Source organism: uncultured Caulobacter sp., assembly GCF_947036865.1.
GTDB lineage: Bacteria > Pseudomonadota > Alphaproteobacteria > Caulobacterales > Caulobacteraceae > Caulobacter.
In genome coordinates, this window is record NZ_CAMQSF010000036.1 from 1 (window position 1) to 14,476 (window position 14,476).

Genomic DNA, 14,476 nt, shown 5'->3' on the forward strand with positions numbered 1-14,476 from the left:
TGCGCACCGCGTCCTGCGCCTGGGGGCCGGCGGCCGACAGCGCCGCGGCGCGCAGGGCGCGGGCGACGGCCCGGTTCTGGTCCTCGGCCAGGGCCTTGGCGACGGCGCCGCCGAGATCCTGTCCCGTCAGGTCGACGATCGCCAGCCGCTCGGGCTGGGCGGTCTTCATCATCATCAGCGGCGCCAGCCCGCTGATCCCCATGACCAGAGGCAACGCCACGATCGACAGCCAGAAGCCGACGGTGCGGACATAGGCCAGGTATTCGCGACGGGCGATCTTCAGAAGACGGCTCATGCCTGGCCTCCGGTCAGAACGATGAAGGCGTCGTGCAGGCTGGGCTCCTTCAGCTCGAAGCGCCGCAGCGGCAGGTCCCGGGCGAAGGCCGCCTTCAGGGCGTCCTGGCCGGTCGCGGCCTCTGGCAAGGCGGCGACGTGCCGCCAGCCGCCGTCGGGCAGCGCCTCGCTGGTCAGCGGCCCCAGGCCCGGCAGCGCCGCGACCTGCTCGGCCGTCAGCTCGCCCTCCAGCACCAGGGCCCGAGGGGCCGCGCGGCGGGCGGTGGCGACGTCGCCGTCGAACACCTTCCGGCCGCGCGCCATCAAGACGACCTTGTCGCACAGCCGCTCGGCGTGCTGCATCACGTGGGTCGAGAACAGCACCGTGGCCCCGCGCGCGGCGATCTCGCGGATCATCGCCTCCAGCGCCTGCTGGTTGACGGGGTCGAGGCCCGAGAACGGCTCGTCCAGCACCACCAGCTCCGGCTCGTGCGCCAGGGCCGAGATCAGCTGGACCTTCTGGGCCATGCCCTTGGAGAGATCCTTGATCGGCCGCTTCAGCGCGTAGCCCAGGCCCTGGGCCTCCAGCATGGCCTTGGCCCGCTTGCGCCCTTCCGCCTCGGGCACGCCCTTCAGCCCCGCGAAGAAGGCGATCGCGTCGACCGGCGTCATGCGCTTGTAGAGGCCGCGCTCCTCGGGGAGGAAGCCGATCCGTTCGCGCACGCTCATCGCGTCGTCGGCGCCCAGCACCGTGATCCGCCCGGCCGTCGGCGGCAGCAGGCCCAGGATCATGCGGATGGTCGAGGTCTTGCCCGCGCCGTTGGGTCCTAGAAAGCCGGTGATCCGCCCGGCCGGGACCTCGAAACCGACATCCCGCACGGCGTGGAAGTCGTCATAGGTCTTGCTGACGCCCTCCAGACTGACGGCGCTGACCATGAGCGGCGACCTCCCCGAATCGGACCGATGCTCTGGTTGTATCAGCCCTTGTCGCGGGCGTCGGCCACGAAGGCCACCGCGCGCACGATGTGGTCGGCGAACCGGCGGCCGATCAGCAGGGTGTGGGTCGCGGCCTCGACGTGGTCGACCAGGCCATGGCGCGACTGGCGGGCCGGCGCTGCCTGCATCGCCTTGCGGTCCTCGCGGCCGGCGACCGGCCCGGCGGTGACGACGGCGACCGGCCATTTGGGATCGAACGGCGGCTGGGCGGCGGCCTGGTCCGAGGCCGTCTTCCACAGCACGACCTCCTCGGCCGAGACCCGGTTGTGGCGGGCGTTGGCGAAGGCCCAGTTCTTCTCGGCCTTGGCGGCCGGCGGCAGGTCGATCTTGTCGCCCAGGCGCGTGTGGGCCAGCGGCTTGTAGAGCCCCAGCGCCGCGCCCCGCGCCGCCCAGCGCGAGGCGGTGGCGAAGGCGTCGATAAAGCCCCGCATCCGGGGGTCCTGGCTGGCCTCGGGCGTGGCGGCGTCGACCAGCACGATCCCGGCCACCTTGTCCGGATTGCGGCCGGCGAACTCGCGCAGGCGCAGGCCGGCCATCGAGTGGCCCACCAGGATGTAGGGGCCCGGCTCGCCCGAGGCGGCGATCAGCTTCTCGAAATCGGTGACGATGGCGATCCCGTCGCGCGGCCTTGGCCCCTCGGGCGAATAGCCCAGGCCCGCGCGGTCATAGGCGCAGGAGCGCCAGCCGGCGGCGGTCAGCGCCTCCTGGGTCGCGCCCCAGTCGGCGGCGAAACCGAAGGCGCCGGCCTCCAGCCAGACCACGGGCTTGTCGCTCCGGGGTCCCTCGCAGACCAGCCGCAGCCTTCGCCCGGGCTCGATCTCCAGCATCTGGCCTCGCGGCTTGGGCGCCCCGGCGGCGCTCATCAGCCCGCCGACGGCGATATAGGAAACGAGCAGAAGGGCGAAGCCCGCGACGCCGCGACCGAGAAGCTGGATCATGCGGCCACTTTAGTGGCGGTTTGTGACGGGTCGAGCCGTCTTGCGCCGACGACGGACGTTTAGCCGGCCGAGACCGCGATCCGCGCGCGCACCCGCCCCGTCTTGGTCCGGATGACGCGAGGCCCCTTGGCGGTCGCTTCCGGCGCGCGGAGCTTGGCCTTCACGACGCTGTCGGGCCACTTGGAGACCGTGGCGACGCGCACCTTGCGCGACACCCGGCCGGCCGCCTTGAGCGGCAGGTCGCCCGCCTGGGCGAAGCTGCGGTCCAGGAAGAAGGCCGGGTTCAGGGGCTTGTCGTCCTTGCGGATCTCGAAATGCAGGTGCGAGCCGGTCGAGCGGCCGGAATTGCCGACGAAGGCCACCGTCTCGCCGCGCCGCAAAAAGGCGCCCTTCCTGACGCCTCGGGCCGGGCTGGCCAGGTGGGCGTACATCGTGGTCAGCCCGCCCTTGTGCATCGCCAGCACATAGCGGCCATAGGTGGGCGACACGCCGGTGGCCTTGATCACCCCGTCGGCGGCGATCTTGACCGCCGCGCCGCTGGGGGCGGCGATGTCGACGCCCTGGTGCAGGCGGCCGTTTTCTTCCCACGGCAGCTGGCGCATGCCGAACGGCGAGTCGATCACGCGGCCGGGCAAGGGCGCGTCGAACCGATAGGCCGGCGGCGGGGGCGGCGGCGGATCTTGCTCGGCGTCGGCCTCGGTCCGGACGATCGCGGGGGTGGGCGCCACGGCCGGCGCGACGCGCGCGACCCATTCGCCCAGGGCCACGGCCCCGCTCAAGGCGCCCGCCACCGCCGCGACGCCCAACATGCTCACGAAGGCGAGCGTCAGGTTCGGCGACGGCGCGGCCAGGGAGTTCGTGGTCAAAACCGCTTCCTTTTGGACGTTCGGCCGGCGCCCGCGACCGCGTTCTTACGGTCTAGCTCTCACATCCGGCCTTTCAGGATGGTGAATCGGCGGCGTGTATGAATGTCGCATGGGGTGGAAACGAGGCGCGGCTTAACCATTCCGTCACAAAGCGCCAGCGGACCGAGCCGAGATCGAGCTCCGGTCTAGATTACATTTCGTTCATTACATTAAAGCGCCTTCATTCTCTTAATTAGACGTCATGAATGAGACGTAACGGGACTTCGCGATAACTCGGACCTATTGAGTATTCATCGGCGCACGGAACAGCGCCCAACCAGAGGGATACTTCAAATGCGCAAGTTCATCATGAGCCTGACCACCGTCGCCAGCCTGTCGCTGGCCGCCGTTCCGGTCCTGGGCCTCACCCAAGCCGCCAACGCCGCCGAGCGCGCTCAGGCCGTCCACATCGCCTATGGCGACCTGAACCTGGCCAACCCCGCCCAAGCCAAGATCTTCCGCGCTCGCGTCGACTCGGCCGGCAGCGACCTCTGCCTGGCCAAGCTGCGCGCGGGCGAGCTGGCGACGACCATGCACGGCTGCGTCGCCGAGGTTCACCGCGAAGTGAAACGTCAACTGCCGGCCGCCCAGGTGCGCGAGCTGACCATGGCCAGCCGGGCCGACGCCGTCGAGTTCGCCGCGAAGTGATCGCGCGCGCCGCTCGCGCCTCAAACGCTCCCACGGCCAACGACAGAGGCCCCAGGTAGAACCTGGGGCCTTTGTTCTTGAGGGCGCGTAGAACCCGCCTGTTTCGAATGGAATCATTCGAAACAGATAAACAGGTTCGATTTCAGACACTTAGCGCGCGCTAACCGCCGAAACCGCTCACACCTTCGGCGATCACGCTCTACAGGCCCTTGACGATGCCTTCGACCATCTTCTTGGCGTCGGCGAACAGCATCATCGTGTTGTCCTTGAAGAACAGCTCGTTCTCAACGCCGGCATAGCCCGAGGACATGCCGCGCTTGACGAACAGCACCGTGCGGGCCTTCTCGACGTCCAGGATCGGCATGCCGAAGATCGGGCTCTGCGGATCGGTCTTGGCCGCCGGATTGGTGACGTCGTTGGCGCCGATCACGAAGGCGACGTCGGCCGTCGAGAACTCGCTGTTGATGTCCTCCAGCTCGAAGACCTCGTCATAGGGGACGTTCGCTTCGGCCAGCAGCACGTTCATGTGGCCCGGCATCCGGCCGGCGACCGGGTGGATGGCGTACTTCACCTCGACGCCCTCCTCCTTCAGCTTGTCGGCCATTTCGCGCAGGGCGTGCTGGGCCTGGGAGACGGCCATGCCGTAGCCGGGGACGATGATGACCTTCGAAGCGTTCTTCATGATGAAGGCCGCGTCGTCGGCGCTGCCCTGCTTGACCGGACGGGTCTCGACCTTGCCGCCGGCGGCGGCGGCCGAGGCGTCGGCGCCGAAGCCGCCCAGGATCACCGACACGAACGAGCGGTTCATGCCCTTGCACATGATGTAGGACAGGATCGCGCCCGACGAGCCCACGAGGGCGCCGGTGATGATCAGGGTGGTGTTCTCGAGCGTGAAGCCCAACGCCGCCGCCGCCCAGCCGGAATAGCTGTTCAGCATCGACACCACGACCGGCATGTCGGCGCCGCCGATCGGGATGATCAGGGTGACGCCGATCAGCAGGCTGAGGGCGAAGATGCCCCAGAAGGCCCACAAGGCCGTGCCGCCGCTGACCACCAGCACCACGATCAGGGCGACGATGGCCGCCGCGATCAGGATGTTCAGCAGGTGGCGGGCGGGCAACAGGATCGGCGCGCCGCTCATATTGCCGTTCAGCTTGGCGAAGGCGATCACCGAACCGGTGAAGGTGATGGCGCCGATCGCCAGGCCCAGCGACAGCTCGATCAGGCTCTTCAGCTGAACGCCGGTCCCGTCGGCGGTGGCGATGTGATAGGCGCCGGGCGTGTAGATGGCGGCCACGGCCACCAGACAGGCGGCCATGCCGACCAGCGAGTGGAAGGCGGCGACCAGCTGCGGCATCGAGGTCATCGGCACGCGGCGGGCGATCACCGCGCCGACCCCGCCGCCGACGGCGACGCCGGCGACGATCAGGCCCAGGGTCACGGCGTCCAGCGCGCCCTGGCTCCACAGCGTGGCCAGGGTGGTGGCCACGGCGATGGCCATGCCGACCATGCCGTAGGTATTGCCCTTGCGGCTGGTCTCGGGGCTGGAAAGACCCCGAAGCGCCAGGATGAACAGCACCCCGGAGACGAGGTACAGGATGGCGGCGAGATTGGCGTTCATGTCGGTTTCCCCTGCTCGCGCCGCTTACTTCTGCTTCTTCTTGTACATCGCCAGCATCCGCTGGGTGACCAGGAAGCCGCCGAAGATGTTGACCGCCGCGAAGGCCGCGGCGATCCCGCCCGCCCCCTTGGAGATCCAGGTCGAGGCGGCGGTCTCGCCGCCGGCCAGATCGGCGTTGGCCCCGTGGGCCGCCGCCGCCAGCAGGGCGCCGACGATGATCACCGACGAGATGGCGTTGGTCACGGCCATCAGCGGCGTATGCAGCGCGGGCGTCACGCTCCAGACGACGTAGTAGCCGACGAAGATGGCGAGCACGAAGATCGCCAGACGGAACACGGTGGGGTCGACGGCTTCCATATCAGGCTCCCGGCTCGGTGCGTCCTTCGAGGCCTTCGCTGCGCGAAGGCGCCTCAGGATGAGGAAGGTGGTTGGCTCGGTCTTCGCGGTAGAACCTCATCCTGAGGTGCGAGCGAAGCGAGCCTCGAAGGACGAGGTTCGGCTCCACGATCGTCAGCCCTTCAAGTTCGGATGCACGATCGCGCCGCCGCGGGTGACGACGGCGGCCTGCAGGATCTCGTCCTCGAAGTCGGGGGCGAAGGCGCCCTCCTTGGTCGTGAACAGGGCCGACAGGGCGAAGAGGTTGCGGGCATAGAGCGCGCTGGCGTCGGCGGCGATGCGGCCGGGCAGGTTGGCGTGGCCGAGGATCTTGACGCCATTGGCGGTGACCACGGTTTCGTTCAGCTTGGCGCCCTCGACATTGCCGCCCTGCTCGATGGCCAGGTCGACGAGGATCGAGCCCGGCCGCATCGAGGCGACCTGCGCGGCGCTGACCAGCTTCGGCGCCGGACGGCCCGGGATCAGGGCCGTGGTGATGACGATGTCCTGCTTGGCGATGTGGCTGGAGACCAGCTCGGCCTGCTTGGCCTGGTACTCCTTGGACATTTCCTTGGCGTAGCCGCCGGCGGTCTGGGCGTTCTTGAACTCCTCGTCCTCGACGGCCAGGAACTTGGCGCCCAGGGATTCGACCTGCTCCTTGGTGGCCGGACGCACGTCGGTGGCGGTGACCACCGCGCCGAGGCGGCGCGCCGTGGCGATGGCCTGCAGGCCGGCGACGCCCACGCCCATGATGAACACCTTGGCCGCGGCGACGGTGCCGGCGGCGGTCATCATCATCGGCAGGGCCTTGCCGTAGGCCTCGGCGCCCTCGATCACGGCGCGATAGCCCGCGAGGTTGGCCTGCGAGGACAGCATGTCCATCACCTGGGCGCGGGTGATGCGCGGGATGAACTCCATGGCGATCGCCGTCGCGCCGGCCTTGGCCAGGGCGTCCAGCGTCTCCTTGTCCTGATAGGGATTGAGCGCGGCGGCGACGATGGCCCCGCTCTTCAGCGCCGCGATCTCGGCGGCTTCGGGCGCGCGGACCTTGAACAGGACGTCGGCGCCCTGGATCGCCTCGGCGGCGGTTTTGGCGATCTTGGCGCCCGCGGCTTCGTAGTCGGCGTCCGGATAGGACGCGGCCGTCCCCGCCCCCGCCTGCACCACCAGCGAAAAGCCGGCGGCGGCCAGCTTCTTGACGGTCTCAGGCGTGGCGGCGACCCGCGTTTCGTTGGCGCGGGTCTCTTTCGTGACGGCGATGACGGCCATCGGCATACCCCTCCCCAGGGCGCTGTTTGCTCAGCAGCATGAGGCGCTCTCTAGGGGATAGTCTTGCCTCTTGTCGAGGCATGACGTGCGCGTCAGGGAAAAATTATGCCGATGTCTACCGGTGTCAGTGCGCCGAGCTGGGCTTTTCCTTCAGGGCGAACACGCCCACCGCCAGCAGCACGACGGCGGCGATGGCGCTGCCGACGAAACCGGTCGGGGTGCAGAACAGCAGGGTGATGAACAGCAGCAGCGTGGCGACCGCCAGCGAGCCCCACTTGGTCATCTTGCCGAACGCGGCATAGGTCGAGGCTTGCTCGTGGATGTCCATTTCACCGCGGTGATAGTCGCCGGCCATGTGTCTTCCTTGAAGAACGAAGGGGAGGATATCGAGTTCGCCCGATACAACGCGGGGCGTGAACGCTCAAGCGTCCGTATTGTCCCAGCCGTCCTTAAGGACCCAGCCGCGCACCGCCTCGACGGCCTGATCGACGGTGATGTCGCCAATCCGCCCTGCCCCGCCGTCGAGGCGCGTCAGCCAGCGCGAATAGGCCGGCAGCGGCGCGGTGCCCATCAGGCCGACGCACGGCGTCCCCACGGCGGCGGCGACGTTCAGCGCGCCCGAATCGTTGCCGAGGAACCCGGCGCACAGCGAGATCAGCGCCGCCGATTGGTCCAGAGGCAGGTCGCAGGCCACGACATTGTTGGGCAGGTCGCCGATCGCGGCGCCCGCGCCCCCGGCTTCGTGCGGACCGCCGATCCAGAACACGGTCCCGAACCGGTCGGCCAGACGCCGGGCCGTTTCGGCGAACCTTTCGGCCGGCCAGGTGCGCGCCGGCTCGCTGGCCCCGATCCCGAGCGCGAGCCAGGGCCCCGGCTGGTCGGCGTAGCGGGCCTTCACCGCCGCGACGGCGTCCGGATTCAGCTTCAGAGCGGGCTCGCGGCTGGTCACGGCCAGGCCGTGCGCCTGTTCGAAGGCCGCCAGCTTGTCGATCCGATGGGCCGGCCGCATCGACTTCGGCAGGAACGGTCCGGTCGTGAGAAAACGCTCCTGGCCATGCCCCAGGCCAAAGCCCCGCCGTTCGGGCACGCCGGCCAGGAAGGCGGCGATGGCGGCGCGGTCGATCTTCTCCAGGATCCAGACCGCGCGCGGCCGCTCGGCCTTGCAGATCCGGTAGAAGTCGAGCGTCTCGCGCAGCCCCTTCAGCCGGTCCTTGTAGTGCGGCGCGTGCAGCACCTTGGCGACGCTGGGCTCGACGGCCAGCACCTCGGACGCCCGACTGGACGGCCGCGCCACCAGCACCACCTGGCCCTCCGGCGTGGTCGCCGCGATCGCCCGGATGGTCGGCAGATGCCACATCAGATCGCCGATCCCGCGATCGGGCGCGTAGACGAGGACGGGGCCGGTAAAACGAGCAGCGGTCAAGGACGGGGGATCTCCGGCGCGAGGTCCAGCGATTACCGGATCACGCCGAGGGACCGCAACCTCGCCCTTCGACAAGCTCAGGGTGAGGTTCCTACTGATCCTCGGGCAAAAGTAGTCCTCACCCTGAGCTTGTCGAAGGGCGAGGACGGGCCCTCAGCCCTGCCACCCCGCCAGCAGCCCCCTCAGCCCCGCCACGAAGGCCAGGGGCTGGTCGATCATCACGTGGTGGTCGGCGTCGGGCACGGGCAGCAGCAGTACGTCCTTGGGCATCTGGGCCAGCATGTAGTCCAGGGTCTCGGCGTGCATCAGGTTCGAGCGCTCGCCCCACATCAGCGCCGCCGGGCAGGCGATCTCTGGCAACAGAGAGCCGAGATCCGGCATGCGGAAATTGTGCCAGAGGTCGGGATCGAACTTCCACGTCCAGCCGCCGTCGACCGCCTTCAAGGAGCGACGCGCGATGAAATCCGCGATGTAGAGGTTCTCGCAAGGCTGCGGCGGGGCGAGGCGAAAGCGGGCCAGGGCCTCTTCGAGGGTCGGATAGACCCGATTGCCGAGGCCCGAGCGCGGCGGCGGCCCCTTCCAGCGCTTCTCGGGGGGCTGGATGCTGCTGTCGACCATGATCGCGCCGCGCAGGCGCTCGGGATGGCGCGCCGCGCAGTAGAGCGTGGGAAAGCCGCCGAACGAGTGGCCGACCACCATCGGCTTGACGCCGCCCGCCTCCAGGCCGGCGGTTTCGATCGCCGTGAAGATTTCCCGGGCGAACAGTTCGGCGCTGTAGGCCGCGCGCCAGTCGCTGTCGCCCATCCCCGACCACGAGATCGCCGCCACCCGCCAGTCGTTCGCGAAGAACGGCGCGATGAAGCTCCACCAGTCGGCATGGGCGCCGTTGCCGTGCAGGAACAAGAGGCCCGGCTTGCCCACCGCGCCCCAGGTCAGGAGCTCGATGTTGGCGCCGTCGACGGGGATCATCGCGCGCTCGGGCTCATGGGCGATCGCCGCCTCGAACCAGGCCGGCGCGGGCGGGCGCTGGCCGTGGAACGGCGCGAGCAGCGAGGCGGGGGCGGCGCGGTCGTCGGCCATCACGCCTCCTCCTTGTAGGCCAGCTCGCCGGGACGCGGCTTGCGGGGACTGAGCGCCTTGAAGACGCCGGTGCCGGTGATCAGGGTTCGCTCGCCCGACCAGATGCGGCCGCGCACGGTGAACAGCAGGTCCTCCTCGCCGATCAGCTCGCCCTCGCCCTCGACCCAGTCGCCCAGCTTGGCGCCCGACAGGAAGTCGCACAGCAGCCGGACCGTGACCCAGCTGTAGGACTTCTTCAGCGAGATGATCCGCCCCCAGGCCATGTCGGCGAAGCTCATCAGCATGCCGCCGTGGCAGTTGCCGAGGCCGTTGGTGTGGTGCTCCTCGACCCGGAACGCCAGACGCGCCTGGCCGGGGCCTTCGCGATGCTCGAACAGCGGCCCGATCTGGCGTCCGAACCCGCGCGACCAGTTCAATTGGGTGAAGCCGTCGGGGATCGCGGCCGTCTGGGCGTCGGTCAGGTCATCGGACATGCGGCCAGGCTAACGAGCGTTTGAAAAAAGGGAAGCGTTCCGTAAGGACCGGGATCCGGCCGGTGTCTAACCTCTCGAAACGGGCCGAAGGGCTGGGGAGCGGATGGGCTGGGAGCAGGACGATTTCGCCGCGTGGCTGGGGCCGCATCTGCCGATGCTGCGGCGGACCGCGCGCGCCTTCGCCGAGCCGGCCGATCAGAACGACCTGCTGCAGGAGTTGACCTTGGCGCTGTGGCGCGCGCGCCCGCGCTTCCGCGCCGAGAGCGCGGCCAGCACCTTCGCCCACCGGGTCGCCCACAACGCGGCCCTGACCTGGCGGCGGGGCGAAACGCGACGACGGCTGCGCGGCGTGGCGATCGAGGGCGAACTGCTGCTCCGCGGCGCCGGAACCGATCCGGAGGAAGCGCTGCTCGAGCGGCTCTACCAGGCGATCCGCACCCTGGCGCCGGTCGAGCGCTCGCTGGTCCTGCTGTCGCTGGACGGCGTCGGCTACGCGGAGATCGCCCGGCTGCATGGTCTTACCGAGAGCAATGTCGGCGCGCGGCTGAGCCGCCTGCGCCAGCGGCTCTCGATCTTGGTGAAGGAGGACGCCGATGGACTTTGAGCGCCTCGAACAGGTCTGGCGGTCGGAGGCCAACCGCCCTTCCCCGGAGCTTCAGGCCCGAATGACGGAGAAACTGATGGAAACGCTGAAATCCCGCCGCCGCGTGGAGGCCCTGCTGGCCCTGATCCCGCTGGCGGCCATGACCCTTTTCACGGCGACGGCGGCCGCGATCGTGCTGCGCGGCGGGGAGACCGCGCGGGGCTGGCTGGGCCTGGCGATGATGGCCGCGTGCTGGCTCGTCATGTTGGCCGTGTTCTGGACCGGCTTCCGGGCCCGCCCGTCGACCGCCGACGCGCCGCTGCGCGAAGCCCTGGCCCGCCGCCTGGCCCGCAACCGGAGCGAACGCCGCGGCTATCACGTGTTCTGGATGATGACGCCGGTCTTCTTCCTGCCGCTGTGGATGGCGCTGCAACGTCACCAAGAGGCGAGCTTCGGGGTCCTGGCCCTGTGCGCGGCGGCGGTGATCGCGAGCCTGGGCTGGAACAGCTTGCGCTTCTTCCTGGCCCTGAGGCCCGAACAGCGGCGGCTGGAGGCGCTGCTGGCGGAGTATGAATGATCTCCCATCCGACTTCCCTGGCGCGCGCCGGGACGTCGGATGCCTATAGCCCCGCCGCCGCCAGAGCCTTGGCCTGCCGCTCGGCCACCGCCTCTTCCGAGAACCCCTCCAGCGAGGCCTCGAACAGCTGCTTCCAGTTGTGCCGCGCGCCCAGGTGCAGGAAGGCGGCGCCGAGGCCGATGGCGGCGCGGTCCATGAACACGAACTCGCGCGGGATGGTGACCCCGCCGACCGCCTTCAGGGCCTGGCGCACCTTGAAGGCCTCGCGGCGGCCGTATTCGCCCGGCGGCACGTCCTCGGCCACGGTGCGGACGCGGTCGTCCAGCAGCGGGCCATAGATGAACCGGGCCCAGACGTTCAGGGTGTCGACGAGCTCGTCGGTCAGGCCCTGGAAGCCCCAGGTGCGATAGGCCTCGACCTGCTCGGCGCGGTCGTCGTTCGACAGCGCGCGATAGAGCCGAACCACCCCGGCCACGAACCTCGGCGGAAACACCCGGATGCAGCCGAAATCCAGCAGGTTCAGGCGCGCCGCGCCCTCGCCCGAGAAGGTGTAGTTCCCCAGGTGCGGGTCGCCGTGGATGATCCCCAGATGGGTCATCGGGCTCCACCAGGCCTCGAACAGCAGGGCGGCGATGCGGTCGCGGACCTCTTGCGGCGCGGTCTTGAAGGCCAGCAGTCCCTGCCCGTCCAGCCAGGTCATCGACAGCAGGCGGCCGGTGGAAAGCTCGGGAACCGGGGTCGGGGTGCGGATCGCGTCGCGCTCGGCGAAGAAGCTTCCGTACACGGACATCATCCTGGCCTCGCGGCCGTAGTCCAGCTCCTCGCGCAGGCGATCGCCGATCTCGACGATCATCTCCGAGGGGTCGATGGAGCCGTCCATCCGCTTGAACAGGCCGATCAGGGCGCGCAGCTGCGACAAGTCGCTTTCGACCGCGCTCTGCATGTCGGGATATTGCAGCTTCACCGCCAGGGCGCGGCCGTCGGGGGCCGTGGCCCGGTGGACCTGACCCAGCGACGCGGCCGCGGCGGCCTGCGGCTCGAAGCTGGCGAACCGGCTCTGCCAGTCCGCGCCCAGTTCGGCCGCCATGCGCCGGCGCACGAACGGCCAGCCCATGGCCGGGGCGTTGGTCTGCAGCTCGGCCAGCTCCTTGGCGAATTCGGGCGGCAGCAGGTCGGGCACGGTGGCGAACATCTGGGCCGCCTTCATCAGCGGACCCTTGAGGCCGCCCAGCGCCGCCTTCAGCGCCTTGGCGTTGCGCGCGTCGGCGTCTTCGCCGGCGAAGACCCGGTTGGCGCCATAGCTGACGGCCGCGCCCGACAGACCCGCCCCGACCCGCGCGAAGCGGGAAAGCCGGCCCGAGAGGCGGTCGCGTTCGGGGTCGTTGCGATCGTCAGGCATCTTGCCGCGTCACCTCGTGCTTCGACAGGCTCAGCATGAGGTGACGGAGACACCCCGGCAGATCTTCGTCCTCACCCTGAGCCTGTCGAAGGGCGAGGACGAACGCACGACGTCAGACAAGCTGTTCGAACTCGTCCACCAGCCGCTCCAGCTGCGCGCAGCCGGCGGCCCAGAACGCCTTGTCCCTCGGGTTCAGGCCGAAGGGCTTCAGGGCCTCGACATAGGTGCGCGTGCCGCCGGCCGCGAGGAGGTCTTCGTACAGCGGCGCGAATTTCACCGGATCCTCGCGACGCTTTTCCATCAGGCCGCGCACCAGCAGATCCCCGAACGCATAGGCGTAGACATAGAACGGCGCGTGGCAGAAGTGGCTGACATAGGCCCAGTAGTGCTCGTAGCCCGGGTTCATCCGGACGGCCGGCCCCAGGCTCTCGCCCATCACCTCGACCCACAGCGCGCCGATCTGGTCGGGCGACAGCTCGCCCTCCAGCCGGGCGTCGTGGAAGCGGCGCTCGAAGCGGTGGAAGGCGATCTGGCGGACAACGGTGTTGAGCCCATCCTCGATCTTCCCCGCGAGAAGACCCTTGCGGTCCTCGGGCGTGGCTTCCGCCAGCAGGCGGTCGAACACCAGGCCCTCGCCGAAGATCGAGGCCGTCTCGGCCAGGGTCAGGGGCGTATCGGCCAGGAGGGTGCCCAGCGGCTGGCACAGGGTCTGGTGCACGGCGTGGCCCAGCTCGTGCGCCAGGGTCAGCACGTCCCGCCGCTCGCCCATATAGTTCATGAACACGTACGGATGCCGGTCGGCGGTGACCGGATGGGCGAAGGCGCCGGACTGCTTGCCTGGACGCGGGCGGGCGTCGATCCACGGCTTGTCGAAGAAGGTCCTCGCCGTGTCGGCGAACTTGGGCGCGAGATCCTGGAAGCTTTCCAGCACCATGCCCTTGGCCTCGTCCCAGGCGTAGGCGCGGGGGGCGGCGGCGGTCAGGGGTGCGTTGCGGTCCCAGTAGTCCAGCGCCTCCAGCCCCATCACCTTGGCCTTCAGCGCGTAGTAGCGGTGCGACAGGCGCGGATAGGCCTCGACCACCGCCTGTTCCAGCGCGTCGACCGCGTCGGCGTCGACCTCGTTGGCGAGGTGGCGGGACTGGGCGGGGGTCTCGTAGCGGCGCCAGCGGTCCTCGACCTGCTTTTCATAGGCCAGGGTGTTCAGGACCAGGGCCTGGGTCGAGGCGCGTTCCTCCAGCGCCTTGGCCAGGCCCTCGGCGGCGGCCTTGCGGCGGGCGACGTCGGGGTCGGACAGGCGGTTCAGCGCCTCGGGCAGGGTCAGGGTCTCGTCGCCCGCCTGCGCGGTCAGCTTGGCCAGGGTCTCGTCATAGAGGCGCACCCAGTTGGCGACGGCCGGGCCCTTGTCGACGATGAAGCGCTCCAGCTCCGGCGACAGCTCGTGCGGCCGCGACAGGCGCACGCGGCGCAGCCACGGCGACCAGCGCGCGGCGGCCGGATGGGCCTCCAGCGCCTTGGCGATCTCTGCGTCCTCCAGCTGGTTCAGCTCCAGGGTGAAGAACAGGCTGTCGGCGGCGATCCGCGACGAGCGCGCGCGCAGGTCCGCCTCGAACTTGGCCCAGGCCGGGTCGTCGCGGGCCACCGAGGCTTCCAGCCCGGCATAGGCGCCAACGGCCCAGAGGCCGTTCGTAGCGCGCTCATAGAGCTTGATCCCGCGATCCAGAAGTTGGCCCAGGCGCTCCGGCTCCTTTCGGGCTTCCAGGAACATCCCCTCCAGCGAGGCCAGCTCGTCGTTGGCGGCCTTGGCGGCGGCCAGATCGGTCTCGATCCGGGGATCGTCGCGGCCGGCATAGAGATCGGCCAGGTTCCATTCGGGCGGGGCGGCGGGCTTGAAGGGCGCGTTCATGAGCTAGCAGATA

15 protein-coding genes and 1 pseudogene are annotated in these 14,476 nt (G+C 69.5%); 3 read left to right on the forward strand and 13 right to left on the reverse strand.

Annotation, left to right across the window (positions count from 1 at the left end):
* The 4 genes and pseudogenes from Q0V34_RS16185 to Q0V34_RS16200 form a co-directional block, all read right to left on the reverse strand.
* Positions 1–295: pseudogene (locus Q0V34_RS16185) on the reverse strand (ABC transporter permease); the annotation flags it as partial.
* Positions 292–1,209: an ABC transporter ATP-binding protein gene (locus tag Q0V34_RS16190; RefSeq protein WP_297513826.1), complete on the reverse strand. Its 918-nt coding sequence runs from the start codon at positions 1,207–1,209 to the stop codon at positions 292–294. The gene Q0V34_RS16190 and the pseudogene Q0V34_RS16185, both read right to left, overlap by 4 nt.
* Before the next feature lie 41 nt (positions 1,210–1,250).
* Complete coding sequence (locus tag Q0V34_RS16195) at positions 1,251–2,207, reverse strand: alpha/beta fold hydrolase (protein ID WP_297513829.1); 957 nt, start codon at positions 2,205–2,207, stop codon at positions 1,251–1,253.
* A gap of 59 nt (positions 2,208–2,266) precedes the next feature.
* Positions 2,267–3,073, reverse strand: a complete 807-nt coding sequence (locus Q0V34_RS16200; RefSeq protein WP_297513831.1) for a M23 family metallopeptidase — start codon at positions 3,071–3,073, stop codon at positions 2,267–2,269.
* A gap of 333 nt (positions 3,074–3,406) precedes the next feature.
* Here Q0V34_RS16200 and Q0V34_RS16205 point away from each other — a divergent pair, with 333 nt between their 5' ends.
* Positions 3,407–3,760, forward strand: coding sequence for a UrcA family protein (locus Q0V34_RS16205; protein WP_297513835.1), 354 nt, complete (start codon positions 3,407–3,409; stop codon positions 3,758–3,760).
* Positions 3,761–3,959: 199 nt separating this feature from the next.
* Here Q0V34_RS16205 and Q0V34_RS16210 read toward each other — a convergent pair whose 3' ends face one another.
* From Q0V34_RS16210 to Q0V34_RS16240, 7 genes are all read right to left on the reverse strand, one after another.
* On the reverse strand, positions 3,960–5,381 hold the full coding sequence (locus tag Q0V34_RS16210; protein WP_297513840.1) for an NAD(P)(+) transhydrogenase (Re/Si-specific) subunit beta: 1,422 nt from the start codon (positions 5,379–5,381) through the stop codon (positions 3,960–3,962).
* A gap of 24 nt (positions 5,382–5,405) precedes the next feature.
* A complete protein-coding gene (locus tag Q0V34_RS16215; protein WP_297513842.1) occupies positions 5,406–5,738 on the reverse strand; it encodes a proton-translocating transhydrogenase family protein in 333 nt (110 codons plus the stop codon).
* A gap of 153 nt (positions 5,739–5,891) precedes the next feature.
* Entirely contained in the window at positions 5,892–7,031 is a 1,140-nt protein-coding gene (locus tag Q0V34_RS16220) for a Re/Si-specific NAD(P)(+) transhydrogenase subunit alpha (protein WP_297513845.1), read from the reverse strand.
* Positions 7,032–7,149: 118 nt separating this feature from the next.
* Complete coding sequence (locus tag Q0V34_RS16225; protein ID WP_297513848.1) at positions 7,150–7,380, reverse strand: aa3-type cytochrome c oxidase subunit IV; 231 nt, start codon at positions 7,378–7,380, stop codon at positions 7,150–7,152.
* A gap of 66 nt (positions 7,381–7,446) precedes the next feature.
* Complete coding sequence (locus tag Q0V34_RS16230) at positions 7,447–8,448, reverse strand: glycosyltransferase family 9 protein (RefSeq protein WP_297513851.1); 1,002 nt, start codon at positions 8,446–8,448, stop codon at positions 7,447–7,449.
* Between the two features lie 153 nt (positions 8,449–8,601).
* Positions 8,602–9,528 (reverse strand): alpha/beta hydrolase, encoded by a 927-nt coding sequence (locus Q0V34_RS16235; RefSeq protein ID WP_297513853.1) that lies wholly within the window; start codon positions 9,526–9,528, stop codon positions 8,602–8,604.
* Positions 9,528–10,001: a PaaI family thioesterase gene (locus Q0V34_RS16240; RefSeq protein WP_297513856.1), complete on the reverse strand. Its 474-nt coding sequence runs from the start codon at positions 9,999–10,001 to the stop codon at positions 9,528–9,530. Before Q0V34_RS16240 ends, Q0V34_RS16235 begins: the two co-directional genes overlap by 1 nt.
* A 103-nt stretch (positions 10,002–10,104) precedes the next feature.
* On the opposite strand from Q0V34_RS16240, the gene Q0V34_RS16245 reads away from it, so the two are divergent.
* Both Q0V34_RS16245 and Q0V34_RS16250 read left to right on the forward strand, forming a co-directional pair.
* Positions 10,105–10,605, forward strand: a complete 501-nt coding sequence (locus Q0V34_RS16245) for a sigma-70 family RNA polymerase sigma factor (RefSeq protein WP_297513860.1) — start codon at positions 10,105–10,107, stop codon at positions 10,603–10,605.
* Between the two features lie 76 nt (positions 10,606–10,681).
* Positions 10,682–11,161, forward strand: a complete 480-nt coding sequence (locus tag Q0V34_RS16250) for a hypothetical protein (protein ID WP_297513863.1) — start codon at positions 10,682–10,684, stop codon at positions 11,159–11,161.
* Positions 11,162–11,204: 43 nt separating this feature from the next.
* Here Q0V34_RS16250 and Q0V34_RS16255 read toward each other — a convergent pair whose 3' ends face one another.
* A complete protein-coding gene (locus Q0V34_RS16255) occupies positions 11,205–12,560 on the reverse strand; it encodes an AarF/UbiB family protein (protein WP_297513866.1) in 1,356 nt (451 codons plus the stop codon).
* A 112-nt stretch (positions 12,561–12,672) separates the two neighbouring features.
* The gene (locus Q0V34_RS16260) at positions 12,673–14,463 is read right to left on the reverse strand and encodes a M3 family oligoendopeptidase (RefSeq protein ID WP_297513869.1); all 1,791 of its coding nucleotides are present in this window, start codon (positions 14,461–14,463) and stop codon (positions 12,673–12,675) included.
* Positions 14,464–14,476 lie beyond the last annotated feature (13 nt).

Bases quoted from the DNA above. Each gene is read 5' to 3' on its own strand.
- Q0V34_RS16210 (WP_297513840.1), bottom strand. From the start codon at position 5,381: ATGAACGCCAATCTCGCCGCCATCCTGTACCTCGTCTCCGGGGTGCTG.
- Q0V34_RS16220 (WP_297513845.1), bottom strand. From the start codon at position 7,031: ATGCCGATGGCCGTCATCGCCGTCACGAAAGAGACCCGCGCCAACGAA.
- Q0V34_RS16250 (WP_297513863.1), top strand. From the start codon at position 10,682: ATGGAAACGCTGAAATCCCGCCGCCGCGTGGAGGCCCTGCTGGCCCTG.
- Q0V34_RS16195 (WP_297513829.1), bottom strand. From the start codon at position 2,207: ATGATCCAGCTTCTCGGTCGCGGCGTCGCGGGCTTCGCCCTTCTGCTC.
- Q0V34_RS16225 (WP_297513848.1), bottom strand. From the start codon at position 7,380: ATGGCCGGCGACTATCACCGCGGTGAAATGGACATCCACGAGCAAGCC.
- Q0V34_RS16255 (WP_297513866.1), bottom strand. From the start codon at position 12,560: ATGCCTGACGATCGCAACGACCCCGAACGCGACCGCCTCTCGGGCCGG.
- Q0V34_RS16190 (WP_297513826.1), bottom strand. From the start codon at position 1,209: ATGGTCAGCGCCGTCAGTCTGGAGGGCGTCAGCAAGACCTATGACGAC.
- Q0V34_RS16205 (WP_297513835.1), top strand. From the start codon at position 3,407: ATGCGCAAGTTCATCATGAGCCTGACCACCGTCGCCAGCCTGTCGCTG.
- Q0V34_RS16260 (WP_297513869.1), bottom strand. From the start codon at position 14,463: ATGAACGCGCCCTTCAAGCCCGCCGCCCCGCCCGAATGGAACCTGGCC.
- Q0V34_RS16215 (WP_297513842.1), bottom strand. From the start codon at position 5,738: ATGGAAGCCGTCGACCCCACCGTGTTCCGTCTGGCGATCTTCGTGCTC.
- Q0V34_RS16245 (WP_297513860.1), top strand. From the start codon at position 10,105: ATGGGCTGGGAGCAGGACGATTTCGCCGCGTGGCTGGGGCCGCATCTG.
- Q0V34_RS16240 (WP_297513856.1), bottom strand. From the start codon at position 10,001: ATGTCCGATGACCTGACCGACGCCCAGACGGCCGCGATCCCCGACGGC.
- Q0V34_RS16235 (WP_297513853.1), bottom strand. From the start codon at position 9,528: ATGGCCGACGACCGCGCCGCCCCCGCCTCGCTGCTCGCGCCGTTCCAC.